The organism is Zavarzinia sp. CC-PAN008 (assembly GCF_051903925.1).
Lineage (GTDB): Bacteria > Pseudomonadota > Alphaproteobacteria > Zavarziniales > Zavarziniaceae.
In genome coordinates this window covers 911,373-935,791 of sequence record NZ_CP173678.1, presented here as the reverse complement: position 1 = coordinate 935,791, position 24,419 = coordinate 911,373, and the positions used below count along the sequence as shown (strand labels likewise).

The 24,419-nt window shown below is 70.0% G+C and carries 21 protein-coding genes; 15 read left to right on the top strand and 6 right to left on the bottom strand.

Features of this window, described 5'->3' with window-relative positions; translation table 11 throughout:
* Positions 1-123 precede the first annotated feature (123 nt).
* On the top strand, positions 124-1,035 hold the full coding sequence (locus ACI6GS_RS04555) for a DMT family transporter (protein WP_439816595.1): 912 nt from the start codon (positions 124-126) through the stop codon (positions 1,033-1,035).
* Between the two features lie 5 nt (positions 1,036-1,040).
* On the opposite strand, the gene hemN is transcribed toward ACI6GS_RS04555, so the two are convergent.
* The gene (hemN, locus tag ACI6GS_RS04550; protein ID WP_439816594.1) at positions 1,041-2,411 is read right to left on the bottom strand and encodes an oxygen-independent coproporphyrinogen III oxidase; all 1,371 of its coding nucleotides are present in this window, start codon (positions 2,409-2,411) and stop codon (positions 1,041-1,043) included.
* A 200-nt stretch (positions 2,412-2,611) separates the two neighbouring features.
* Between hemN and ACI6GS_RS04545 the strand changes: the two genes are divergently transcribed.
* The 3 genes from ACI6GS_RS04545 (at position 2,612) to ACI6GS_RS04535 (ending at position 6,080) form a co-directional block, all read left to right on the top strand.
* Positions 2,612-3,784: an acetyl-CoA C-acyltransferase gene (locus ACI6GS_RS04545; protein ID WP_439816593.1), complete on the top strand. Its 1,173-nt coding sequence runs from the start codon at positions 2,612-2,614 to the stop codon at positions 3,782-3,784.
* A gap of 259 nt (positions 3,785-4,043) precedes the next feature.
* A complete protein-coding gene (locus ACI6GS_RS04540; RefSeq protein ID WP_439816592.1) occupies positions 4,044-5,147 on the top strand; it encodes an alkene reductase in 1,104 nt (367 codons plus the stop codon).
* A gap of 96 nt (positions 5,148-5,243) precedes the next feature.
* Positions 5,244-6,080 (top strand): class I SAM-dependent methyltransferase, encoded by an 837-nt coding sequence (locus tag ACI6GS_RS04535; protein ID WP_439816591.1) that lies wholly within the window; start codon positions 5,244-5,246, stop codon positions 6,078-6,080.
* A 29-nt stretch (positions 6,081-6,109) separates the two neighbouring features.
* Here the strand turns inward: ACI6GS_RS04535 and ACI6GS_RS04530 are convergent, their stop codons facing one another.
* On the bottom strand, positions 6,110-7,276 hold the full coding sequence (locus ACI6GS_RS04530; RefSeq protein WP_439816590.1) for a hypothetical protein: 1,167 nt from the start codon (positions 7,274-7,276) through the stop codon (positions 6,110-6,112).
* A 75-nt stretch (positions 7,277-7,351) separates the two neighbouring features.
* Positions 7,352-8,065: a 16S rRNA (uracil(1498)-N(3))-methyltransferase gene (locus ACI6GS_RS04525; RefSeq protein ID WP_439816589.1), complete on the bottom strand. Its 714-nt coding sequence runs from the start codon at positions 8,063-8,065 to the stop codon at positions 7,352-7,354.
* Between the two features lie 57 nt (positions 8,066-8,122).
* Here ACI6GS_RS04525 and ubiA point away from each other — a divergent pair, with 57 nt between their 5' ends.
* The 7 genes from ubiA (at position 8,123) to ACI6GS_RS04490 (ending at position 15,947) form a co-directional block, all read left to right on the top strand.
* Complete coding sequence (gene ubiA, locus ACI6GS_RS04520) at positions 8,123-9,064, top strand: 4-hydroxybenzoate octaprenyltransferase (protein ID WP_439816588.1); 942 nt, start codon at positions 8,123-8,125, stop codon at positions 9,062-9,064.
* Positions 9,065-9,116: 52 nt separating this feature from the next.
* Positions 9,117-10,625, top strand: a complete 1,509-nt coding sequence (locus tag ACI6GS_RS04515; protein WP_439816587.1) for a UbiD family decarboxylase — start codon at positions 9,117-9,119, stop codon at positions 10,623-10,625.
* A complete protein-coding gene (locus ACI6GS_RS04510; protein WP_439816586.1) occupies positions 10,622-11,146 on the top strand; it encodes a hypothetical protein in 525 nt (174 codons plus the stop codon). Before ACI6GS_RS04515 ends, ACI6GS_RS04510 begins: the two co-directional genes overlap by 4 nt.
* A gap of 8 nt (positions 11,147-11,154) precedes the next feature.
* Positions 11,155-11,715, top strand: coding sequence for a GNAT family N-acetyltransferase (locus ACI6GS_RS04505; RefSeq protein WP_439816585.1), 561 nt, complete (start codon positions 11,155-11,157; stop codon positions 11,713-11,715).
* 154 nt (positions 11,716-11,869) lie between these two features.
* The gene (locus ACI6GS_RS04500) at positions 11,870-12,379 is read left to right on the top strand and encodes a hypothetical protein (RefSeq protein ID WP_439816584.1); all 510 of its coding nucleotides are present in this window, start codon (positions 11,870-11,872) and stop codon (positions 12,377-12,379) included.
* Between the two features lie 223 nt (positions 12,380-12,602).
* Complete coding sequence (locus tag ACI6GS_RS04495) at positions 12,603-13,427, top strand: flagellin (protein WP_439816583.1); 825 nt, start codon at positions 12,603-12,605, stop codon at positions 13,425-13,427.
* A gap of 147 nt (positions 13,428-13,574) precedes the next feature.
* Complete coding sequence (locus tag ACI6GS_RS04490) at positions 13,575-15,947, top strand: DUF1217 domain-containing protein (RefSeq protein WP_439816582.1); 2,373 nt, start codon at positions 13,575-13,577, stop codon at positions 15,945-15,947.
* Between the two features lie 6 nt (positions 15,948-15,953).
* Here the strand turns inward: ACI6GS_RS04490 and ACI6GS_RS04485 are convergent, their stop codons facing one another.
* The gene (locus ACI6GS_RS04485) at positions 15,954-17,795 is read right to left on the bottom strand and encodes a sensor histidine kinase (protein WP_439816581.1); all 1,842 of its coding nucleotides are present in this window, start codon (positions 17,793-17,795) and stop codon (positions 15,954-15,956) included.
* A 213-nt stretch (positions 17,796-18,008) separates the two neighbouring features.
* Here ACI6GS_RS04485 and ACI6GS_RS04480 point away from each other — a divergent pair, with 213 nt between their 5' ends.
* On the top strand, positions 18,009-18,446 hold the full coding sequence (locus tag ACI6GS_RS04480; RefSeq protein ID WP_439816580.1) for a response regulator: 438 nt from the start codon (positions 18,009-18,011) through the stop codon (positions 18,444-18,446).
* Here the strand turns inward: ACI6GS_RS04480 and ACI6GS_RS04475 are convergent.
* Positions 18,434-19,201, bottom strand: coding sequence for a fatty acid desaturase (locus ACI6GS_RS04475; RefSeq protein ID WP_439816579.1), 768 nt, complete (start codon positions 19,199-19,201; stop codon positions 18,434-18,436). The genes ACI6GS_RS04480 and ACI6GS_RS04475 overlap by 13 nt on opposite strands.
* Before the next feature lie 151 nt (positions 19,202-19,352).
* Between ACI6GS_RS04475 and crtY the strand changes: the two genes are divergently transcribed.
* From crtY to ACI6GS_RS04460, 3 genes are read left to right on the top strand one after another with little or no spacing between them, the layout of a single operon-like run.
* Positions 19,353-20,546 carry a lycopene beta-cyclase CrtY gene (gene crtY, locus ACI6GS_RS04470; protein ID WP_439816578.1) on the top strand — a complete coding sequence of 398 codons (1,194 nt, stop codon included), beginning with the start codon at positions 19,353-19,355 and terminating at the stop codon, positions 20,544-20,546.
* 10 nt (positions 20,547-20,556) lie between these two features.
* A complete protein-coding gene (locus tag ACI6GS_RS04465; RefSeq protein WP_439816577.1) occupies positions 20,557-22,041 on the top strand; it encodes a phytoene desaturase in 1,485 nt (494 codons plus the stop codon).
* The gene (locus ACI6GS_RS04460; RefSeq protein ID WP_439816576.1) at positions 22,038-22,970 is read left to right on the top strand and encodes a phytoene/squalene synthase family protein; all 933 of its coding nucleotides are present in this window, start codon (positions 22,038-22,040) and stop codon (positions 22,968-22,970) included. The genes ACI6GS_RS04465 and ACI6GS_RS04460 overlap by 4 nt, the downstream gene beginning before the upstream one ends.
* Here ACI6GS_RS04460 and ACI6GS_RS04455 read toward each other — a convergent pair.
* On the bottom strand, positions 22,967-24,412 hold the full coding sequence (locus tag ACI6GS_RS04455; protein ID WP_439816575.1) for a glutamine synthetase family protein: 1,446 nt from the start codon (positions 24,410-24,412) through the stop codon (positions 22,967-22,969). The genes ACI6GS_RS04460 and ACI6GS_RS04455 overlap by 4 nt on opposite strands.
* Between the last annotated feature and the right edge of the window lie 7 nt (positions 24,413-24,419).

The following is a 24,419-nucleotide window of genomic DNA, read 5'->3' as shown; positions in this document are numbered from 1 at the left end:
CGGGCAGGGTTGGGCTGGGCCGGGCTCAAAGCGAAGGCAAAAGGGTCGTGGATTGATGGCGGGCGTCTGGGTGGTGTAGGGCTGGATCCTCGCCTCCGCCGGGGCGCCCTGCCGGAGCCCCCCATGGCCACAGCGACTGAGAGCGAGCCGTCTGTCACCGAGCGCAGCCACGCCCGCCGCCAGGTCCTGGCCGGCGTGCTGCTGTGCTTCGTCGCGTTCTTCTTCTATCCGATGCAGGACGCGCTGGTGAAATGGCTGGTCGAGCGCTATTCGCCCGTCCAGTTGCTGTTCGTCCGTGCCGCCGTCATCGCGCTGGCCCTGCTGGCGCTCAAGGGCCCGGCCATGCTGCGCCAGCTGGCGCATTCGCCGGTGCGGCGCGAGCTTGGCCTGTACACCATCCTGATGGTGATCGCCTGGCTGATGTTCTTCACGGCCATGCGCGAACTGCCGCTGGGCGAGGCCGTCACGCTCTACTTCTCGGCGCCTGTCCTGGTCGTGGTCCTGGCGATCCCTCTGCTGGGGGAGAAGGTGACGGGATCAGGCTGGATCCCCGTGGGCCTGGGCTTTGCCGGCGTCCTTGTAGCCTGCCGCCCTGGCATGGGCGGCGCGCTGTTCCCGGTCGCGATGGCGGTGGGGGCTGCCGTGGTCTTTGCCTTCTGCGTCATCATCGTGCGCCGGATCGGGCCGCACACCACCAGCAGCCTGCAGATCCTGGCCGGATGCCTGGGCTTCGTCATCCTGTTCGGGCCGGTCCAGCCCCTGGTCTGGCGGACGCCGGACCTGGTCGATGCCGGCCTGTTCCTGGGCATGGCGCTGAGCTGGGGCTGTGCCCAGTTCCTGTTCTTCGAGGCCTTTCGCCGGGCGCCGGCATCGGTGATCGCACCCATCGAGTTCACGGGCCTGGCCTGGGCCTTCATCTTCGGCTTCGTGGTCTGGGGCGACAGACCCGATGCACTGGTGCTGCTGGGTGCCGCGATGATCGTCGCCAGCGGCCTCCTCATCCTCCATCGCGAATGGCAGGCCTCGCGAGCCTGAAGGGGTCACACGGCGGCGGCGTGGCGCCCCTGCTGCCCCAGATAGGCGTCGAAGGCGGCGGCGACCAGGCGGGCCAGTTCGTGGCGGTGGCTGCGGATCGTCACGCGGGCCTCCGTCCGGGCGACCCAGCCGGCCGCGACCAGCGGGTCGAGGCGGACCAGGTCGTCGGCGAAGCAGGCCGCAGTCGCGCCATGCCGCCCGGCTATGGCCGCCAGGTCCGCGTCGAAGGTGCAGAGCAGGCTCTCGATCACCTCTGCCCGCAGCCGGTCGTCGCCGTCGAAGGCCTTGCCGCGCACCACGGGCAGCTGTCCCGCGGCAACGGCGCGGCGCCACGCGGGCGTGTCGGCGGTGTTCTGGGCGAAGCCGCGGGGCGTGCGGCTGATCGCGGTGGCGCCGATGCCGATCAGGGTCGTCGCATCGTCGTCGGTATAGCCCTGGAAATTGCGGCGCAGGTGACCACTGGCCTGCGCCAGGGCCAGGGGGTCGTCCGCGCGGGCGAAATGGTCGATGCCGATCTCGCGATAGCCCGCATCCTCGATCACCGCGCGGGCCATCGCCGCCTGGCGCAGCCGTTCCGCCGCGTCCGGCAGGGCCGCCTGGGGCATCAGCCCCTGGTGCGGCCGCATCCAGGGCACGTGCGCATAGCCGAAAATGGCCAGCCGGCTGGGCTCCAGCGCCGCCAGGGCGGTCGCCGTGGCCTCGACCGCGTCCAGCGTCTGGCGGGGCAGGCCATACATCAGGTCGGCATTGATCGCAGCGATCCCCGCGTCGCGCAGATGGTCGAACGCCGCCCGCACCACGGCCAGGGGCTGCACCCTGCCGATCGCCTCCTGGACGAGGGGGTCCAGGGTCTGGACGCCCAGGCTCGCCCGGGTGACGCCATGGGCCGCCAGGTGGCGCGCGCCCTCCGCCGTCAGGTGGCGCGGGTCCAGTTCGATCGCGTGCTCCATGTCCGGCCGCAGGCGGAAGCGCTGCGCCAGGTCCTCCATCAGGCCAGCGAAGCAGTCGGGCGGCAGGATGTTGGGCGTGCCACCGCCCCAGTGCAGGTGCGCGACCTCCACGCGCCCCAGCCGCGCCGCCAGCAGCGCGATCTCCTGGTGCAGCCCCTCGACATAGGTCCGCACGGGGGCGTCGCGCCGCACCGCCTGGGTCGCACAGCCGCAATAGTGGCATAGGGCCCGGCAGAACGGCACATGCAGGTAGAGGGAGATTGCCTGCCCCGCCTGCCCCACCTCGTCCAGCCAGGCGGCATGCCGTGCCGGCGTGACCTCGGCCGAGAACTGCGGCGCGGTCGGATAGGAGGTGTAGCGTGGCACCGGGCGCCGGGCGAGTTCGACCAGCGTAGGGTGAAGGTCTGGCGGGGGCAGGGTGTTCATGCGGCCAGCCTGGATGTCCGGCCGCCCAGCCGCATTGCGCAGGGTCAAGCCGCCGCGATGCCATGGCTGCCCAGCCGGGCGGGGTGCTTGACGGCGCAGGGCTCGGCTTTGCACGCTGTATGACGAAAGACATCGCAAAAGCGGGGCAGGGGTCGGGGACGTTGCGTCCCGCGCGCTGCCCGGCGTCGGAGGAATCGACCATGCGGGAAGCCGTCATCGTGTCCTATGCCCGGACCGGACTCGCCAAGTCCGGCCGCGGCGGGTTCAACATCACACCCCCCATGTCGATGGCCGCCCATGCGATCAAGCATGCGGTTGAGCGCTCCGGGGTCGAGGCCGACTTCGTCGAGGACTGCTATCTGGGCAACAACGCGCACGCGGCACCCAATATCGGCCGCCTGGCGGGCCTGCTGGCCGGCCTGCCGGTGACGACGGCCGGCGTCTCGGTCAACCGCTTCTGCTCGTCGGGCCTGCAGACGATCGCAATGGCGGCCAACCACATCCGCAGCGATGGCGCCGACTGCGTCGTGGCGGGCGGCGTCGAGAGCATCTCCATCCCCGGCGGCGGCGTGCCCAGCGAGTCGGTCGATCCTGAGCTGCTGAAGATCGCGCCCGACATCTTCATGGCGATGATCGACACGGCCGACATCGTGGCCGAGCGCTACAAGGTCAGCCGCGAGTACCAGGACGAATATTCGCTGGAATCGCAGCGCCGCATGGCGGCAGCCCAGCAGGCCGGTCTGTTCAAGGACGAGATCGTGCCGATGAAGACCAGGATGAAGACGGTGGACAAGGCGACGGGGCAGGAGAGCGTCGTCGACTACGTCGTGACCAAGGACGAGTGCAATCGCCCCGACACGACGCTGGAGGGGCTGGCCAAGCTGCAGCCGGTCAAGGGGCCGGGCAAGTACATCACCGCCGGCAATGCCAGCCAGCTATCCGACGGTGCCGCCGCCGTGGTCCTGATGGAGGCCAAGGAGGCAGAGCGCCGCAATATCGAGCCGCTGGGCCGCTTCGTGGCCTGGGCCGCGGCGGGGTGCGAGCCGGACGAGATGGGTATCGGCCCCGTCTTTGCGGTGCCCAAGCTGCTGAAGCGCCACGGCCTGACGGTCGACGACATCGACCTGTGGGAGCTGAACGAGGCCTTTGCCAGCCAGTGCCTCTATTCGCGCGACAAGCTGGGCATCGATCCTGAGAAGTACAACGTCAACGGTGGCTCGATCGCGATCGGCCATCCCTTCGGCATGACGGGTGCCAGGCTCGCCGGCCACATCCTGCTCGAGGGGCGGCGGCGCAAGGCCAAGTGGGGCGTGGTCACGATGTGCATCGGCGGCGGCCAGGGCGGCGCCGGCCTGTTCGAGATCTATTCCTGAGTAGGCGCCACCGTTACACCTGATGCTTCGAGACGGCCCTTCGGGCCTCCTCAGCATGATTCCGTTGTTTTTTGCCAAAAGAATTACAACGTTCGTCATCCTGAGGAGGGCCGCAAGGCCCGTCTCGAAGGATGTGGGCGCAGGTCCCGCCGCAGCACCGGTTCCGCGGTAGCCCCGCAGCCTCGTTTGACGGATCGTCCCGCGGCCTGTAAGGCCGGCCCCTGCTGCACGTCGACAGCGAACCGGGAGGCCCGCCCAAGTGTCCGAGAGCGATCTGTTCCAGCCTGCCACGTTCCAGGGCCTGGCCCTGGCCAACCGCATCGTCTTCTCCCCCACTACCCGGGCGCGCGCCGACATGCAGGGCCGCGTCGGTGACCTTCAGGCGCTCTACTACAGCCAGCGTGCCTCGGCCGGCCTGCTGATTACCGAGGCGACGGCCGTGGTCCCCGGCGGGCGCGGTGGCCCCTATCTGCCCGGACTGTGGGACGACGCCCAGGTGCCGGGCTGGCGCCAGGTGACGGACGCGGTCCATGCGGCCGGCGGGAAGATCTTCTGCCAGCTCTGGCATGCCGGGCGCCTCAGCCATTCCTCGCTCAGCGCGGATGGCGGCCTGCCGGTGGCGCCGTCCGAGAAGCAGCAGGAGGGCAAGGTCTGGACCGAACAGGGCATGGTCCCCTACGAGACCGCACGGGCGCTCGCCCTCGACGAGATTCCGACAGTGATCGGCTGGTACCGCGACGCGGCCGCCCGGGCCAAGGCGGCCGGCTTCGACGGCGTGGAACTGCACGCCGCCCATTCCTACCTGATCGACGCCTTCTTGCGCGACATGACGAACAGGCGGACGGATGCCTATGGCGGCTCGGTCGAGAACCGCGTCCGCCTGCCGGTCGAAGTGCTGCAGGCCATCCTGGAGACGTGGGAGCCGGCGCGTGTCGCGGTCCGCATCTGCCCCATCGGCCACGCCTACAATGCCTGGGACTCGAACCCTGAGCCGCTGTTCACCCATTTCGTGGAGCGGATGAACGACCTCAACATTGGCTGGCTGGACCTGGTGGAGGGCGACACCGGCAATTCGCGCGAAGCGGAACCCAGCTTCGAACTGCAGAAGCTGCGCCGCCTGTTCCGCAACACGGTGATCGTCAACAACCTCTATGACCGCGACCTGGCGCTGCAGGCGCGGGCGCAGAACTGGGGCGACCTGGTCGCGTTCGGCCGCGCCTTCATCGGCAATCCGGACCTGGTGGAGCGCCTGCGCCTGAATGCGCCCCTGACCGAGGCCCCGCTGAAGAGCTACTACGCGGGGGGCGCGCGGGGCTATACCGACTTCCCCACCCTGGCGGAACAGCGCGCCAAGGCCAGCTGAGGATCGGCGCGGCGGCTCCGCCGTCGCTCCGGCTTGCAGGCACCCTCCCGCTCAGCGATGATGTTACATGATAACATTCGTTGAGCGGGGCGCGGGATGACAAGGGCTACGGAGCCGATGCCGGTCCAGCGGGCCGCCACCTGGGACGCCAGCGTCGCCGACTATGCCAGCCTGGCGGAGCCCTTCACCGCCCAGTACGCGGTCCAGGCCCTGGCCCTGGCGGGCGGTGGCCGGCCTGGGCAGCGCATCCTGGACGTGGCCGCGGGCACGGGCGCGCTGACCATGCCGGCGGCACAGGCCGGGGCGTCGGTGCTGGCCGTCGACTTCTCCGCGGGCATGGTCGCCCACCTGGACCAGCGCCTGCGCCTTGCGGGACTGGATGCGCTGGGCTGCGCCGCGCGGGTGATGGACGGGCAGGCGCTGGACCTGCCTGACGGCGGGTTCGACGCCGCGTTCTCGATCTTCGGCGTCATGATGTTCCCGGACTTCCGCAAGGGTCTGGCCGAAATGGCGCGCGTCCTGCGCCCCGGCGGCACGGCCTGCCTTGCGGTGTGGACGCGCAGCGATGGGGCAGGTCCCGCCCCCATCCTGGGCGAGGTGCTGCGCGACCTGTTCCCGCAGATCCAGCGGCCGGTGCCGCCGCCCGGCATGCAGATCCTGATCACGCCGGACGGCCTTGCGGCGGAGCTGGGCGCGGTGGGGCTGGTCGAAGTGGCGGTCACCCGGATCCACGGCAGCTGGCACGCGCCATCGGCGGACTGGGCCGTGGACAACGCCACGCTGATGTTCCGCCAGTCGCCGGTCTATGCCGCGCTGTCGGCGGAGGACCGGCAGCGCCTGGCGGAGGCATTGCGCGCGCGGATGAAGGCCGACCATGCCGGTCGCGTCGAGATCCCGGCCGAGGCCCTGGTCGGCATCGCCCGGCGACCCTGAGCCGCCGGCTTGATCGTCATTCCGGGCGGCTAGTTTGCCGTGCTGGCGATCTGGAAGATGTTGGCCTGGCGGGAGACGTGGCCGTCATAGACGCGCAGGAACAGGGGGTTGCTGTTCCCCGACGCATCCTGTGCAGTGATCGTGACGGCGGCGGCGCACAGTGTGCCGCTGGGCGCTGTCGCGACCTTGGCCGTGCCGGGCGTGATCGTGGCGAACGCCTCGGTCCAGGCCTCCGCCAGGCGCGCGGCGGCCTGTTCCGCCGTGGCACAGTCGGCATAGACCAGGGACACCGCCATGCCGGGATGCGGGCCCGTCTGAACGTCCGCGACAAGGCCCGAGAAGAAGGGCGGGACGCCGCGCGCGGCCTTTGCCTGGGCGGCTTCCAGCTTCGCGCGCAGGGTGTCCATGTCGCCCCCGGCACCCAGCATGGCGGCAGGATCCAGCCCGCCCGTGCCGATCGTGGGAGAGACCAGCATTGCCTGCCGGATCTCTGCCCCGGCCGCCGCGGTGTCCAGGCCGTCCAGCGCCGCCGTGACCAGGACATTGCTGGTCAGGCGCGCAGGCTCGCCCAGGTCGAGAAGGGCGGCCACGGGCTCGGGCCCGGGCGCCTGGATGATGGCCGCCCCGTTCGCGGCCACGAAATAGGACCGGCCCAGGAGCCCCCGCCACGGACTGGCCGGCTGACGCCGCGTGAGGTTCACCTCCATCGGCGCGCCATTACTCAGCATCCCGGCCCGCCCGGGTACCGGCTCGAAGTCGCCGTCTTCCAGCCCATCAAGAACGGCTGCGGCGGCGGCGGCGTCGCGCATCGTCCAGACGGTCACCGGAATCGGTGGCTGGCCAAAGCCTGCGACATGGCGGATGTCGGACAGTGGCGGCGCGCCCGCCGCGGCCCATGCGTCCGGACCCACCATGCGCAGCGCGTCGAGCGGCGGCAGGGAGCTGCCCAGGACCATGCGGCGGACCGCCTCGGTCCGTGCTTCGCCTGAGGCCTGGGCGATCGGCTGCATGTCGACGAACCAGGCCTGTTCCGCATCGTTCCTGTGGAACGCCGCATCGGGCAATTGGGCGAACGCCGCGCGCAGGGCGGCCGTAGCCTGTGCCTCATCGGCCCTGGCGGGGGCATTGCCAAGGGCCGAGAGGGCCAGCAGGGCCGCGGCAAGAACGCGTGCGGCGGCGGGACGACGGGTCGGCATGGCGGATTCTCCTACGCAACGCCCAAGGCAACAGGACAGGGCAACAGAACGGGACAACAGGTTGGCGCGGGCTGGTCAGGCGACCCGCAGCCCGTGCAGGATCGCCAGCGCCGCCAGCGCGGCCGTCTCCGCCCGCAGGATGTTGGGACCCAGGCTGACGCGGGCAACGCCCGGCAGTTCCGCCAGCAGGGCCCGCTCGCGCGCGCTGAAGCCACCCTCCGGCCCGATCAGGATGGCCAGGTCGGCGGTCGCGTGGGCGCCTGCCACCTGGGCCAGGGGGGCGCCGCCGCTCTCGTCGCAGAACAGCAGGATCGTGTCCGGTGGCCGCGCGGCCACGGCTTCGCCCAATGGGCGCGGCGGGTCGATCCGGGGCAGGGTCAGGCGCTCGCACTGCTCCGCGGCCTCGGCAGCGTTGGCGCGCAGGCGCTCCGCGTTCAGCTTCGGGATCGCCGTGCGCTCGGTCAGGACGGGGACCAGGGCCGATGCGCCCAGTTCGGTCGCCTTCTCCGCCAGCAGCTCCAGCCGCTGGCCCTTCAGCGGGGCGAACCACAGGGCGGGCCCCGGCTCCGGCGCCTGGGGCCGCAGCTGCGCCTGAACTTCCAGCACCGGATGGCGGGCACTGCCGGACACGGCTGCCCGCCATTCTCCGTCGCGGCCATTGAACAGGCGCAAGGGCGCCCCCGCCTCAAGCCGAAGGACGCGGGTCAGGTAGTGCGCCTGGGGGGCGGTCGGCGCGACCACCAGTCCGGCTGCCAGGTCGTCGGGCACGCATAGGCGCGGTCCGCTCATCCCTGCGGCCCTTGCGGGGCTTGAGTGCGGCCCGTCCCTCCCTTAAGGCTCTGCGGCATGAGCCTGCCTGCCGATCGCATCCACAACAGCTGGGTCGACCATGCGCCGGGCTGGGTCAAGCCTTATCTGCGCCTGGCCCGGTTCGACCGTCCCATCGGCACCTGGCTGCTGCTGTTCCCCTGCCTGTGGTCGGCGGCCCTGGTTGCCGGCGCCCTGGCGCAGGCGGGTGACCACTGGACGGCGCGCCTGCCCAACCCCCTGCATGTGGCGCTCTTCGCCATCGGGGCGGTTGCGATGCGGGGGGCCGGCTGCACGATCAACGACATCGTCGATCGCGACATCGACGCGGCCGTCGCCCGGACGCGCGGCCGGCCGCTGCCGTCGGGTGCGGTCACGCTGCGGGGGGCGCTGGCCTTCCTGGGACTGCAGCTGGCCGTGGGCCTGGCCGTCCTGCTGTGCTTCAACACATTCACGATCGCGCTGGCGGCCTCCTCCCTGGTGATCGTCGCCGCCTATCCCTTCATGAAGCGGATCACCTATTGGCCGCAGGTGGTGCTGGGCCTGGCATTCAATTGGGGTGCCCTGGTCGGCTGGTCGGCCGTCACCGGCGATCTTGGCCTGCCGGCTGTGCTGCTCTATGCGGCGGGGATCACCTGGACGCTGGGCTATGACACGATCTATGCCCACCAGGACAAGGCGGACGACGCCATTGTCGGGGTCAAGTCCTCGGCCCTCGCCCTGGGGTCCGGCACGCGGCCGTTCCTGTTCGCGATCTATGGCGTTACCTGGGTCCTGCTGGGCCTGGCCGGCCTGACGGCGGGCCTGGGCTTCTGGTACGTGCTGGCGCTGGGCCCGGCCTTCATCCATCTGTTCTGGCAAGCCATGCTGGTCCGCCTGGACGAGCCGGAGCATTGCCTGATGACCTTCCGTTCCAATGTCGCAGTGGGCTGGCTGGTCCTGGCGGCCCTGGTGATCGGCGCGCTGGTGAAGCCCGTATGAGCCCGGCGCCAATGGGCCGGTCACGCTGACCCGTCCCGCCTGAGGAGACCCGATGGCCTATCGCAGCTTGCGCGACTTCATGAGCCGGCTGGAGGACAAGGGCCGGCTGGTCCGCGTGGACAAGCCGGTCTCGACCGTCCTTGAAATGACCGAGATCCAGACCCGGCTGCTGGCCGAGGGCGGCCCAGCCGTCCTGTTCGAGAACCCGGTCAAGGCGGACGGCACGCGGTCGACGATCCCCGTCCTGGTCAACCTGTTCGGCACGGTCGAGCGCGTCGCCTGGGGCATGGACCGGGAGCCGTCGCAGCTGCGCGAGGTGGGCGAGACGCTGGCCTTCCTGCGCCAGCCCGAACCGCCCGGCGGCTGGCGCGAGGCGCTGGACATGCTGCCTTTGCTGCGCACCGTCATGGCGATGAAGCCCAGGACGGTGGGCCGCCCGCCCTGCCAGGAAGTGGTGCTGAAGGGTGACGACATCGACCTCAACGCGCTGCCCATCCAGACCTGCTGGCCGGGGGAGCCGGCGCCGCTGATCACCTGGCCGCTGGTCGTGACCAAGGGGCCGTCGGGCTCGAAAGAGGACAGCTTCAACCTCGGCATCTACCGCATGCAGGTGACGGGGCGAAACACCACGCTGATGCGCTGGCTGAAGCATCGCGGCGGGGCCCAGCATCATCGCCGCTGGGGCCTTGAGAAGCGCGAGCCGCTGCCCGTCGCCGTGGTCCTGGGGGCCGATCCGGGCACCATCCTGGCGGCGGTGACGCCGGTCCCGGACACCCTGTCGGAGTACCAGTTCGCAGGCCTGTTGCGGAACGCCAAGGTCGAACTGGCCGACTGCCTGACCGTGCCGCTGAAGGTGCCGGCCCAGGCCGAAATCGTGCTGGAGGGGCATGTCTCCCTCGACGATTACGGGGACGAGGGACCTTATGGCGACCATACCGGCTACTACAACTCGGTGGAGCCATTCCCCGTCTTCACCGTCAGCGCCGTCACCATGCGGCGCGAGCCGATCTACCTGTCGACCTTCACCGGCCGGCCGCCGGACGAGCCCAGCGTCCTGGGCGAGGCGCTGAACGAGGTCTTTGTCCCCCTCATCATCCAGCAGTTCCCGGAAATCACCGACTTCTGGCTGCCGCCCGAAGGCTGTTCCTATCGCATCGCCGTCGTATCGATGAAGAAGGCCTATCCGGGCCATGCCAAGCGCGTGATGATGGGCGTGTGGTCGTACCTGCGGCAGTTCATGTACACGAAGTTCGTGATCGTCGTGGACCATGACGTGAATGCCCGCGACTGGAAGGACGTCATGTGGGCGATCTCCACCCGCATGGACCCGGTGCGCGACATCACCATGGTCGAGAACACGCCCATCGACTACCTGGACTTCGCTTCACCCGAGAGCGGGCTGGGCGGCAAGGTCGGGCTGGACGCCACGAACAAGCTGCCGCCGGAGACCCACCGCGAATGGGGCCGCCAGATCCGCATGGACCAGGCCGTGGTCGACAAGGTGGATCGCATGTGGAAGGACCTGCGCCTGCCCGGCACCGGCAAGGCGATCTGGCGGTGAGGTCCGCAGCCCTCGGCATCTGCCTGGCGCTGCTTGCCGGTTCGGCCGTCGCCCAGGCGCCGGGAGCCCAGGACGACATCACCTGCCAGGTGCGCGCGATGATCGTGGACGACGCGCCGGAAGGCCTGGTGGTGCGCGCCCGGCCGGGCGATCGCGCCCGGATCGAAGGCACGATCGCCACCCAGCCCGACCTGGCCGTGGTCAAGCTGGTGGGCTATCGCGACGGCTGGGTCCATATCGACGGCGCCCGCGCCGGCGAGAACGAGGAGTTCCGCGGCATGGGCTGGATCCAGGCGCCGCGCCTCGCCGTGTCGACCGCCCCCACCGCGCAGCGCAGCGTGCCCGGCCGCGCCCTGCCCAATCCGCAAGGCGGCGTCGCAACCTTTGTCCCCTCGGACAAGGCCTATGAGGTCAAGGGCTGCCAGGGCGCCTGGGTGCAGATCCGTGTGAACCAGACCCGCGTCTGGCTCGCCCCCGGCGACTACTGCGCCCGCCCCCCCGGCACCTGTCCGGCACGCTGAGGCGCGCCATGAGCACGGAGTGCATCACCCTCGCCCCCGTAGAACCCGACGACATTGCCGACTTCAAGCGGGACCTGCAGGACGCCTTCGCGATAGCTGTCATCGAAGAGTTCGGATCGCTGCCGGACGGACCGATCCCCGCGGACGACGTCCTCGATGGCGCAATTCGTGCCCCAAGGTCCGTCGTGCTGCACATTCTGCGCGACGGCCGGAAAGTTGGCGGTGCCGTCTTGAGCATCGACACGGAAACGCATCACAACGCGCTCGACCTGTTCTTTGTGAAAGTGGGCGAGCACGGTCGCGGCATCGGTCTCAAGGCCTGGTTCGAGATCGAGAAGATGTACCCCGAGACGATCACCTGGCAAACGCATACGCCGTACTTTGAGAAGCGGAATATCCATTTCTACGTGAACAAATGCGGCTTCAGGATCATTGCGTTCTTCAACAACCATCATCCCGATCCGAACCAAGCTGGCGAGGACGACCTGCCCGGCGGGGACGGTGCAGCATTCCAGTTCGAGAAGGTCATGCGCAGCGTGTGCCGTTGCGCCAAGGTGGCCTCCGACTGAGCGCTCTCCCCCAGCGGGTTCGTCGCCGGTGGCCGCCCGACCGCGATCAGGCCGCCTGCATGACAGTGAACGAGCTTCTCTCTTCTTATGCGAATGACTTGCATAATCATGTGCAGCAGGCCAGGCTGGCGGGGTTGTGTGAAGAGGAGAGGCCATGGACACCCACCCGCCCTGCCCGCCGGACCCGCGGGTCCTGGCGCTGGATACGCCCGACTGGTTCGCGATCGTGGTCCTGCGCCTGTGGTCGCGACCGGACGAACCCCTGCCGCCGGGTGCGCCCCAAGGCTGGCGCGCGGGCTTCCAGGCGGCTGGCCTGGACGCGGAGGCGATGCAGGCCTTTGCCGCGACCTGTCGCCTGCTGGCCGCGGCCTCGCGGCCCCTGGATGTCCGCTGCCTGCACTGCCGCGCGGTGGGAGAGGACGAGTGGCGCTGGGTCCGCCTGCTTGAGCGGCTCCAGGCGGGGGACGATGCGGCCGCCTGGCGCGTGCTGCTGGGCTGGATGGCGCCGGCGGCCGCGCGGCTGGCCATGGCTCCGGCCGGGGTCCTGGCCCGTCACCTGCGCGCCGCCGGGCTCGTCCTCAGTGCGGCATCGCCCGACCTGCCGGCGCTTGCGGGAATCCGGGTGACCGGCACCCCCGATGCCGGCTTGCGCCTGGTGCACTGAGGGGCCGTGCCGCCCGGGCCACCCGGCAGGAATCTCCCGGGGACAGGCGGCAGGAATCGCTTAACCAACTTAACCTGCCGCGCGGAAGAATCTGCCCAGTACCATCAACATGTTGAATTCGCTTGCATTTCAGGTCTGGTGAGTCGTTGGCACGCTGCTTGCTGTCAGTCCTGCGGGTACCTCGTGAAGGCGAGGTCGGACAAACGCAAGAAGGGCGACTTCCATGGTTCTCACCGTCAACAACAACTACTCTGCCGCGATCGCGCTCCAGAACCTGAACGTTACGAACAGGTCGTTGGAACAGACCCAGACGCGTATCAATACCGGGCAGAAGGTGTCGACGGCGAAGGACGATGCCGCCATCTATGCGATTTCAGAGCTGCAGAAGGGTGAAGTCTCGGGCTTCACTTCGGTGCGCACGGCGATTTCGAACGGCGAGTCGATCGTGGGCGTGGCGCTGGACGCCGGCAAGCAGATCACCTCCATCGTCAACGAGATGATGAAGAAGACGGTCCAGGCCCAGGACCAGACCCTGACCACCGCGCAGCGCGCCGCCATCAATACCGACTACCAGGCGCTCTACGCGCAGATCTTCAACATCGTCAACAACGCCCAGTTCAACGGGCAGAACCTGATCGGCACCTCGGCCGCGACGATCAACGTGATCGTCAACACCAACGGGGATTCGATCACCGTGACGGCCCGGACGCTGACCCCGACCGCGATCGGCCTGCCGGCGTCGATCGGCCCGAACGATACCGCCGCCGGCGCCAGCGCTGCCGTCACCATGGTCCGCTCGGCTCTGGGCACGACCGCCTCCCGCCTGGGCAACCTGGGCGCCAATGCCCGCTCGCTGGAGGCGCAGAACGCCTTCACCAAGTCGCTGATCGACGCCGTGACGCACTCGATCTCGAACCTGATTGATGCCGACCTGGCCGAGGAATCGGCCAAGCTGCAGGCACTTCAGATCAAGCAGCAGCTGGGCGTGCAGGCCCTCTCCATCGCCAATTCGGCGCCGCAGGTCATCCTGTCGCTGTTCCGGTCCTAGGCGTCGGCGCGTGACGGTGCGCCTTAACGACTCGTTGAGGCATTTCGTGCGAGGCTGATCTGTTCCAACAGCCCTGGGCGCGCTCCGCCCGGGTGCGCCAGGGGTCGCTGACGCAGGAGTGCGTGCCCGCGACCGGCCGGAGGTGTCATGAGCTCGGTGTCGTCATTGGCGCTGTACAAGCAGCTGATCAAGTCGGCGCCGGAGCAGTATGCGAAGTTCGCATCCAGCGCCCAGGTGACCAAGGGGATCGAGGACTTCAAGTCGCGCCTCTCCCGGGTCGAGACGGTCGACGACTTCCTGAACGATCGCAAGCTGATGGACTTCGCCATGCAGGCCTTCGGCCTGGGTGGCGACGCGACCGACCTGGGTTTTGCCCGGCGGGCGCTGAAGGAAGATCCGGCGGCGGAGGATTCGACGGTGGCCAAGACGGGCGACTCCCGCCTGAAGGCCCTGGCCGAGGCTTTCGATTTCGCCAAGTCCGGCGTGGCCAAGCTGCAGAGCGGCGAGTTCGTGAGCGAACTGGCCACCCGCTATACCGGTGCCAAGTACGACGCCAAGCTGCGCGAGCAGAGCCCCGCCCTGCAGCAGGCGCTGGCCTTCCGCCAGCAGTCGGGGTCGATGCAGACGGCGCTGGACGTCCTGGGCAGCGGCAGCGCCCGCAATGTCGTCACCGCCGTGCTGAACGTGCCGGTGCAGATCGTCAACCAGTCGGTCGCACGCCAGGTCGACTACATCAATGCCCGGCTCGACGTCTCGCAGTTCACGGTCGAGAACAAGGGCCCGACCAGGGCCCAGGTCCTGAACGAGAAGCTGGCGACGACCGGCGCCTATATCGCGGCGTCGAACCAGGCGCAGGCGACGGTCGACACGATCGGCGACAAGCTGAAGTCGCTGATCGACTCCTATGACAACCTCTCCAAGGTCCTGGCGATCGTGCCGCCGGAGAAGCGCGGCGATCCGGCCGTCGTCGACGACCTGATCGGCCTGCAGGGCCAGCTGGGGGCCGCGGCATCCGCGCTCAACGAGCAGAGCGGCACCATCAACACCCTGAATTCGCTGCTGACCCTGGCCGGCCGGGAAATCGCCGCCAAGGACAAGGACGGCAAGGACATCCCCGTCACGGCGCAGCGCGTGGCGCAGATCAAGGCCGACTTCGCGGCCGCCATCAGCCAGCTGACGACCCGCATGGGCGAGGCGGGCTACGGCACCTATAACGGCCAGACGGTCCTCAACAACCCCCCCTCGGGCACGCTGGACACCGTCACCCTGACCCTGGACCCCCAGGGGACGAAGGTCAGCGTCACGGACGTCAACCAGCCCGACATCCTGACGGCCCTCAATGCCGCCAACGCGGTCATCCAGGGCGCCACCGACGAGGCCAGCCTGCAGGCTGCGCTGCGCGGGACCGAGGCCCAGCTGATCACCGCGAAGCGGGCGCTGGACCCCGTCCGGGAGAAGGTGCTGCAGCAGCAGGGCCAGGTTCAGTCCAAGGTGGCGGGCGTGCCGTCGTGGGAAACCAACCTGGACCTGGGCGGAATCGCCACGGGGCGGGAGGCGGTGGACCGCGCGGGCACCGCCCTGACGACCATCACGTCGATGGTGGCGGAGCTGAAGTCGCTGGCCCGCCAGGCAGCCGACCCGGCCGCATCGGCCGAGACCAAGGCCCGCCTGCAGGCCGCCTATGGCGAGCGCATCGCCACCATGCAGAAGGCCGTCGCCGACGCGGGTGCCGGTGGCGGCGACAACCTGCTCTCGGGCACGGGCACCTTCACCTATCGCATCAAGGAGGATGCGACCAACGGCGACATCACGACGAGCCTTGTTGGGCGGGACCTGGCCGCCACGTTGCAGCAGCTGGCGGGCAAGGACCTGACGAACGCGGCGGACGCGCAATCGCTGGTCGACCTGGTCAACGGGGCCGTGGGCACGGCCCTCAGCGCCACGCGCTCCGACATCTCGCGCATCGGCTCGGTGCTCTCGGGCGCCGAGAACCTGGACTCGCGCGGCAAGGTCCAGTCCCAGATCAAGCTCTATGTCTCCGGCCTCAAGGCGATGATCGAGGCCGCGGGATCGGGCGGGATCAACGTCCTGGACCCCGCCGCGACCGACGCCAAGGTCGACCTGGCGGACGGGCCCGGCAGCGCGACGCTGCGTGCCCATTCCGACCTGCTGTCCAGCCTGAAGGCGACGCTGGACGGCGCCAGCGCCGAGATCGGCGCGGGGTGGAGCGGCCTGACCAACACCAACCTGCGCGGTCGCCTGACGACCGCCTGGCTCAAGGTTTCCGACATCTCGGGCGCGCTAGCGACGAACCGGGGCGAGCTGGAGGCGGAGCAGACCCGCCTGCAGAAGGACATCTCCGCCGAACAGACGGCGCCCGGCACCCTGAACGAGGTGACGCCGTTCGCGGACAAGTTCATCCAGCGCTATCTGGCCTTGGCCGATGCCGGCGGCGGCAACACCTCGGTCAATGGCAGCCTGGCGTCGAGTGCGCTGGTCGCCCTCAGCCTGCTGAGCTGAACCGCCTCACGGCTCCACCACCGCCGACCAGGGCGAGACGAAGCCGGCGCGCAGGCCCGTGTCGCCATAGTGGATCTCGGTATTGCCGCTGCCGGAGAGGCCCATCTGGATCAGGCGGAAGCCGAAGCCCTGGCGCGTCGGGAAGCGGGCCGGCGGCCCGCCCGACTCCTCCCAGTCCAGGCGGAACTGAACCTCGCCCGCGCGCTCGATCGCCTGCCAGCTGATCCTGACATGCCCGCTCTCGACCGAGAGGGCACCATGCTTGGTGGCGTTGGTCGCCAGCTCGTGCAGCAGCATGGCGACCGACAGCGCGGCCTTGGAGGTCAGGCGCAGGTCCGGGCCGACCAGCGTGAAGCGCCCTTCGTCGGACTGGATGCTGATGACGCCGCGCGCCACCGCGCGGATGTCCGCGGCCAGCCAGTGCTGCTGCACCAGGACGTCATGGGCCCGGCTGAGGGCAACCAGCCGACCCAGGAACGCCTGCACCGGCGCCCGGTCGGTGACCGTTTTCAGCGTCTGCGTCGCCAGCGCCTGGACGATGGCGACCGTATTCTTCAGCCGGTGGCTCAGTTCCTCGTTCAGGATGCGCTGCTCGTCCTCCGCGCGCAGCTTGGCGATGCCGGCATGCAGGCGGTCCGCGACCGCGGCGGCAAAGCGCACGTCCTCCGCCGTCCAGGCGCGCGGCTGCGCGTCATGGACATAGGTTGAGCCGACCAGCGCGCCGCGCTCGATCACGGGCACCACGATCATCGCCCGCGTGCCGATCGTGCTGAACCCCGCCACATCCGCCGCAAGATCCGGGTGCGCCGCCAGGTCGTCGACCACCAGCGGCCGATGCTCAAGCAGCCGCGCGGTCGAGGCGGTGTAGTCGGCGATGGGATGATCGCCCTTGACCGACACCGTGCCCTGGGGCGCCGCGGGCCCGACCCAGTCCGCGAGGACGCGATACGCGCCGCGGGCCGTGTCGATCGCGGCATAGCCGGCGCGGGCAGCGCCCAGCGTCTCGCCCAGGATGCGGGCGGCCAGGGCGGCAACGGCGTCCAGGCTGCCGGCGTCGCGCACCTGTGCGCCCAGTTGCGCCAGCGCCTGGGTCCGCAGCTCCGCCAGCTTGCGCTCGGTGACGTCCTGGACGACGCCATAGAGCTTGACCGGCCGGCCCTGCGCGTCGTGCAGGAATTCTGCGCGCCTGGCGATCCAGCGCAGGGCGCCGTCATCGGCCCGCCGGATGCGGTATTCGACGTTCAGCGCCGCCACCCCCTGGTGCCGCGTGGCGGTGTTGGACGGGATATGGCTGTCGTCCGGCACGATCAGGCGCTGCACCTCCGTCGCCGGGACCCCGTCGGTCGGGGGCAGGCCGAACAACTGAAGGAAGGTGGGCGACGGGTGCACCAGGTCGGTGTCGAGGTCGAGCTCGAACGTCCCCGTGCGGCCCGCCTTCTGGGCCAGGCGCTCGCGCAGCGCCTCGGCATCCAGGCCGTCGGGACGGCTCTCCGCCGGCGTGGGCGCGCGCGGCAGCTGGGCCGCGGCAAGCCGCGCCAGCGCCTTCAGTCCGTCCGCCTGCGCCGGGCTCAGGCCCTGCGGCCGGGGCTGGCGGTCGCTGACCCTCAGCACGCCCAGCGCTTCCCCGTCGGGTCCCGGCAGGGCCGCGGCGGCGTGGAAGCCGGCACCCTGGTCCGGACCGGGCTCAGGGGCCGCGCCATGCAGTTGCAACTCGGCCGACGCCGCCGCGCAGATCAGGCGGGCCAGGGCCAGGACATCGTCCAGCGCCGGCTGGCCCGGACCGCCGGGGTCCGAACCGGCGCCAGGCGCCTGCATGTCCAGGTCTGAAGGCCGCTGCGCATCGGTCATGCGGGGGTGCATCCGTTTCCGTTCAAGCTCTGAACAGGAATACGGCGGGGATGCGAAAGTTGCCCGCCGTCACACGTGACGCAGGTCTGCCGCGTATTCGTGGCGGCGGAGGCAACCAGATCGATCCCGCGCCGTTATTGGTGGGAAGATTGGCCCCAGGCACGCATGCATTCCCATGCGCGCCGCGGGCCCAGGTCCAGGATGGTGCATCCCATGCGTGAAGAACCGGTCGTGCTGGTGGTCGAGGATGAAGGCCTGATTCGCCTGGATATCGTCGATGCCATGGAGGAAGCCGGCTATCGCACGCTGGAGGCCGACAATGCCGACGATGCCCTGGCCCTGCTTGAACAGCATCCCGAGGTGCGCGCCGTTTTTGCCGACGTGCGCATGCCCGGATCGATCGACGGCGTGCGCTTGGCCCATATCGTGCGCGACCGCTGGCCGCCCGTGGCGCTGATCGTCACGTCCGGCCATCGCATGCTGGGCCCGACCGATCTGCCGGAACGTGCGGCCTTCGTGCCCAAGCCCTATCGCACGCGCGACATCGTGGCGATGCTGGCGACGGTGATCGGTGGCGAGCGCGACGCCCGGCGCGACGCCCGGGCGATGCCCCCGCACCTGGCGGCGGCCCAGGACCATCACAGCGACTGAGCCTGCGCCGCCCGCTCGTCGTCCGCAGCGGTGCGCAGGCGCCGCGCCACCCCGTCCAGCCGCCACCACGGAACGCCCGGCATCTGGTGATGCTCGCGGTGATGCCCGAAGTTGAAGCAGGTGAGCAGCGCGTGCAGCGAGCCGCGCGCGCTGGATCGCGCATTGTGCCGGTCGGCAAAGGCCACGCCGCCCCGGCGATGCGGCAGGTATGTCCCGTAGTAGAACAGTTGCGCCGCGGACGCCCAGGCCGGCACCGCCCAGAACAGCAACAGGTCGGGCAGCGGCGCGCGCAGGACGAACAGCGCGAAACTGGCAAGGAAGCTCATCACCGCGAACTCGCGCCAGCCGAAATAGCGCCGGAAGAACGCCAGGAACCAGGGCAGGAAGCGCGTCGGTGCGGCGACGTGGAAATCGGGATCCTCCGCCGTGCCCGGCGCACGGTGGTGGTCCATGTGCGCCTGGGCCAGGGGGCGGAACGGAAAACCGGCATAAAGCAGCAGGCACAGGCTGCCAATGGCACGGTTCAGCCGCGGCGATCCCGGCGCCAGCGAGCCGTGCATGGCATCGTGGGCCACGATGAACAGCCCGACCGAAAGCCAGGTCTGCGCGGCCAGCATCAGGACCAGCACCGGCCAGGGCGCGCGGTGCAGCACCCCGCCATACACGCCCAGGACGTGCAGCGCGATCCAGGCGGCCAGGATGGCGCCCGCCAGGGTCAATCCGATCGCGGCCTGACCTCGTACGACCTGGGACATTGCGATTGGACACTCCCCGGGGACCGGCGTGAATTTAACCTGCGATAGGGCTACGCTGGGAGTGCCGATGCGGATCGCCGATGCCCTTCTCCCCAGCCATGCCCCCGTTCATGCTCTTGTCCATGCCCTTGCCCAAGACTGACGCCGGGTCGTGACCCCTGACGTGCCCGATGCCGGGCCTGCCCTGGACCTGATCCTGGCCGGTGGCGGCCTTGCCAATGGCCTGATCGCCCTGCGCCTTCTGGAGCAGCGGCCGGACATCCGCCTGGCCGTGGTCGAGCAGCAGCCGTGCTTGGGGGGTGCGCACACCTGGTCCTTCTTCGAAAGCGACCTGTCGCCGGCCCAGCGTGCCTGGATCGGGCCGCTGGTCGCGCATCGCTGGAACGGCTATCAGGTCCGCTTTCCCGGGCGGCGGCGGGTGCTGTCGACCGGCTATGCCAGCATCACCGCCACGCGCTTCGACGCCGTGGTCCGTGCCCGCCTCGGCGACCGGCTGGTGGCGGGCAGTGCCGTACGTGGCCTGAGCCGTACGGGCGTCGACCTGGCCGACGGGCGCCGCCTGGCCGCGCGCGCCGTCGTGGACGGCCGCGGGCCCGAGCCAGCGCCCGAGCTGGTCCTGGGTTTCCAGAAGTTCGTGGGCCTGGAACTGCGCCTGGCCCAGCCGCACGGCCTCTCGCAGCCGATCATCATGGACGCGACCGTGGCGCAGCTCGACGGCTATCGCTTCTTCTATGTCCTGCCGCTGAGCGCGGACAGCGTGCTGGTCGAGGACACGCGCTATTCCGACGGCGCCATGCTGGACCGCGGCCGCCTGCGCCAGGACGTGCTCGACTATGTCGCGGCCCAGGGCTGGCAGGTGGCCGAGGTGGTGCGGGAGGAGGATGGCGTCCTGCCCATAGCACTGGAGGGCGACATCGACGCGTTCTGGGCGGCGCGCGGGGGCGTGCCGCGGGTCGGCCTGCGCGCCGCCCTGTTCCACCCCACGACCGGCTATTCCGTGCCCGACGCGGTCCGGCTGGCCGACCTGGTCTGTGCCCTGCCGGTGCTGACGCCGGAGGCGCTGTCCGCAGCGGTGGAGGGCGTGTCGCGGGCCAACTGGGGCGACCGCGGGTTCTTCCGCCTGTTGAACCGGATGCTGTTCCGCGCCGGCGTGCCGGGCCTGCGCTACAAGGTCATGGAGCGCTTCTACGGCCTGCCAGAGCCGCTGATCGAGCGCTTCTACGCCTGTCGCCTGACGCTGGCCGACAAGCTGCGCCTGATCACGGGCAAGCCGCCGGTGCCGTTCTTCCCCGCGCTGACCTGCATCTTCGAGAACAAGGCGCCGTCGATGAAGGTTCAGGCATGAAGGTTTGGGCATGAAGGCAGCCGTCATCGGGTCCGGCTTCGGCGGCCTGGCCCTGGCGATCCGCCTGCAATCCGCAGGCATCGCCACCACCGTGTTCGAAGCCCGGGACAAGCCGGGCGGCCGCGCCTATGTCTACCAGGACGCCGGCTTCACCTTCGATGGTGGGCCCACGGTCATCACCGATCCCTCCGCGCTGGAGGAGCTGTTCGCGCTGAGCGGGCGGCGGCTGGCCGACTATGTCACGCTTCTTCCGGTGTCGCCGTTCTACCGCCTGTGCTGGGAGGATGGCGTCGTCTTCGACTATGTGAACGACCAGGACGCGCTGGACCGCCAGATCGCCGCCCTGTCGCCGCCCGATGTCGCCGGCTATCGCCGTTTCCTGGCCTATTCCGAGGCGCTGCTGCAGGAGGGCTATGTCAAGCTGGGCGCCGTGCCGTTCCTGGACTTTGCCAGCATGGTGCGCGTGGCGCCCAAGCTGGTGCAGCTGCAAAGCTGGCGCTCCGTCCATGCGAAGGTCGCGGGATTCATCCGCGACGAACACCTGCGCCAAGCCTTCAGCTTCCATTCCCTGCTGGTCGGCGGCAATCCCTTCGCCACCTCGTCGATCTATGCCCTGATCCATGCGCTGGAGCGGCGCTGGGGCGTGTGGTTCCCCAAGGGCGGCACCGGCGCCCTGATCGAGGGCATGATCCGCCTGCTCCGCGACCTGGGCGGGGAGGTCCAGCTGTCGAGCCCGGTCGAGCGGATCGAGCTGGATGGTGCCGGCCGGGCCCGGGGGGTCGTCGCGCAGGGCCGCGCCCAGGCGTTCGACCTGGTCGCCAGCAACGCGGACGTGGTGCACACCTATTCCCGGCTGCTGGGCCACGCTCCACGCGGCGCGCAGCAGGGGCGGAAGCTGGGCGCCCGGCGCCATTCCATGTCGTTGTTCGTCATCTATTTCGGCTTGAAGCGGCAGCATCCCGAGGTGCGCCACCACACCGTCCTGTTCGGGCCGCGCTATCGCGAACTGATCGCCGAGATCTTTCGCGGACCCGACCTGCCCGGCGACTTCTCGCTCTATCTCCACGCGCCGACGCGCACCGATCCCAGCCTGGCGCCACCGGGCTGCGATGCCTTCTATGTCCTGGCCCCGGTGCCCCATCTGGGTGTGGCCGATATCGACTGGTCGGTGGAGGCGCCGCGCTATCGCGACCGCATCCTGTCCTATCTCCAGGAACGGTGCATTCCCGGCCTGATGGACGACCTGGTGACGGTGCGGACCTTCTCGCCCGTCGACTTTCGCGACCAGCTGAACGCCCATCACGGCTCCGCCTTCTCGCTGGAGCCGCTCCTGACCCAAAGCGCCTGGTTCCGCGTCCACAATCGCGACGATCGCATCCCCAACCTGTACTTCGTGGGGGCGGGCACGCATCCCGGCGCCGGCGTGCCCGGCGTGATCGGGTCGGCCAAGGCGACGGCCGGCCTGATCCTGGCGGATGCGGGAATTGCCGCATGACGGACGGCGTCGTCGAATCCAGCCGGGTGGCGATCCAGAAGGGGTCCAAGAGCTTTGCCGCCGCCTCGCGCCTGTTCCCGGCCGACATCCGCGACGATTGCTGGATGCTCTATTCCTGGTGCCGGCACTGCGACGACGAGATAGACGGCCAGGTCCTGGGCCACGGCCCGGTGGGGGTTGAGGTCGCCCTGGCCCAGGAACGGCTGGCGCGGCTGCGCGCCAGCACGGTCGCGGCCCTGTCGGGCGGCGCGGTGGCCGATCCCGCGTTCCGCGCACTGCAGCAGGTCGGCCGCCGCCACGAGATCCCCCTGGCGGACGCGCTCACCCTGCTCGACGGCTTTGCCATGGACGTCGACGGCCGCCGGTTCGAGACGCTGGAGGATACGCTCGACTACGCCTTCCATGTCGCCGGCGTGGTCGGCGTGATGATGGCGCGGATCATGGGCGTGCGCACGGCCGAGGTCCTGCGCCGGGCCCAGGACCTGGGCCTGGGCTTCCAGCTGACCAACATTGCCCGCGACGTGGTCGAGGACGCGCGCGCCGGCCGCGTCTACCTGCCCGGCCGCTGGCTGGACGAAGCCGGCGTGCCGCGCGACGCGGTCGCCGACGCCCGCCACCGCCCCGCTTTGGCCGCCGCCACCGCCCGCCTGCTTGCCGCGGCGGAGCCCTACTACGATTCCGCACGCTGGGGCCTGCGCAGCCTGGGCCTGCGCTCGGCCTGGGCGATCGCCACGGCCCGCGGCGTCTATCGCCAGATCGGCGTGGAAGTGGCGCGCCGCGGCCCGGCCGCGTGGGACGAGCGCGTCTCGGTCAGCACCGGGGCCAAGGCCGCGCTGATCGCCCAGGCCTCGCTGGTCGCCCTGCGCGCCGGAACGCTCGATCGCTGGCGCACCGCCCCCGCCCGCCCACCGCTCTGGTCCTTCCTCTAGACCGTCTCCAGATAGAGGGCGTAGTCGAGTTCGCTGACGGCGCGGGCGAAGCGGGCGTGTTCGGCGCGCTTCAGGGCCACCAGGACGTCGCGCATGCGGAGGCCAAGCGCTTCTGCCAGAAAGTCGGAGCGGGCGGCCGCGGCGATCGCCTCGGCCCACGAGGCTGGCGCGGGGACGTCGCCCTCGCCGGCGGGTGCGTCATAGGCGTTGCCGGTGACGGCCGCGCCGGGGTCCAGGCGGCCGGCAATGCCGTGGGCCATGCCGGCCAGGACCGTGGCGCCCACCAGGTAGGGATTGGCGTCGATCCCGGCCATGCGGTGTTCCAGGTGGCGGGCCGCCCCGCCGGAGGCCGGCACGCGCACCGCGACGCTGCGGTTGTTGATGCCCCAGGTGGCATGCGTCGGCGCATAGCTTTGCGACGCAAAGCGGCGCCAGGAATTGTGGTGGGGGGCCGCCACGAGCATGCCCTGGCCCAGCGTGTCGAGCAGGCCGGCAATGGCGTCCAGCAGCAACGGGCTCAACGATCCATCGGGCGCATCGGCAAACACGTTGCTGCCGTCGGGGTCGTTCAGGCTGGCATGCAGGTGCATGCCGGAGCCGACCCGGTCGGCAAAGGGCTTGGCCATGAAGCAGGCTATCATGCCGTGGCGGGCGGCGACCCCCCGCAGCAGCCGCTTCATCGCCACCAGGTCGTCTGCCGCGCGGGCAATGTCGGCATGGTGGTGCAGGGTCAGTTCGTACTGCCCCACGGCATATTCCGAGATCAGTGTCTCGAGCGGCAGGTCCTGGGCGGCGGCCGCGCGGTAGACGTCGGCAACGAACGGCTCCAGCCGGTCGAGCGGTTCCAGCTGGTAGACCTGGGTCGTCTGCGGCTGCTCCCCCGTCAGGGGCAGGGCCGCGGCACGGGGGCGGCCATCGGCCCCCCGCTGGCGGTCGAGCAGGTAGAATTCGATCTCGAACGCGCCGACGGGGGTCAGGCCCATCGCCTTCAGCCGGGCATCCTGGGCCAGCAGGGCGTGGCGCGGGTCGGCGGGCGAGGGGCTGCCGTCCAGTTCGTGGAGGGCCAGCTGGACCTGGGCGCGGCGGGGGTTGGTCCACGCCTGCGGCACCAGGGTGCCGGGAATGGGCCAGGCGACACGGTCGGCATCGCCATCGTCCCAGACCAGCCCCGTCTCGTGCACATCCTCGCCCGCAATGTCGAGGCCCAGGATCGAGCCCGGCAGGAAGCGCCCCTGGCGATAGAGGGCGGCCAGTTCGTGGGCGCGGATCGTCTTGCCCCGGCCAATGCCGTTGGCGTCGACCAGGACGATGTCGATCCCCTCCACCTCCGGGTGGCGGGCCAGGAACGCGGCCGCTTCATCCTCGGCTGCTGCGGTCGGCGGGCGGACGATGGCTTGCGGGATGACGGTCCGCGTGCGCGTGTCTGCCCTGTCCTCCGCCATGCCCCGG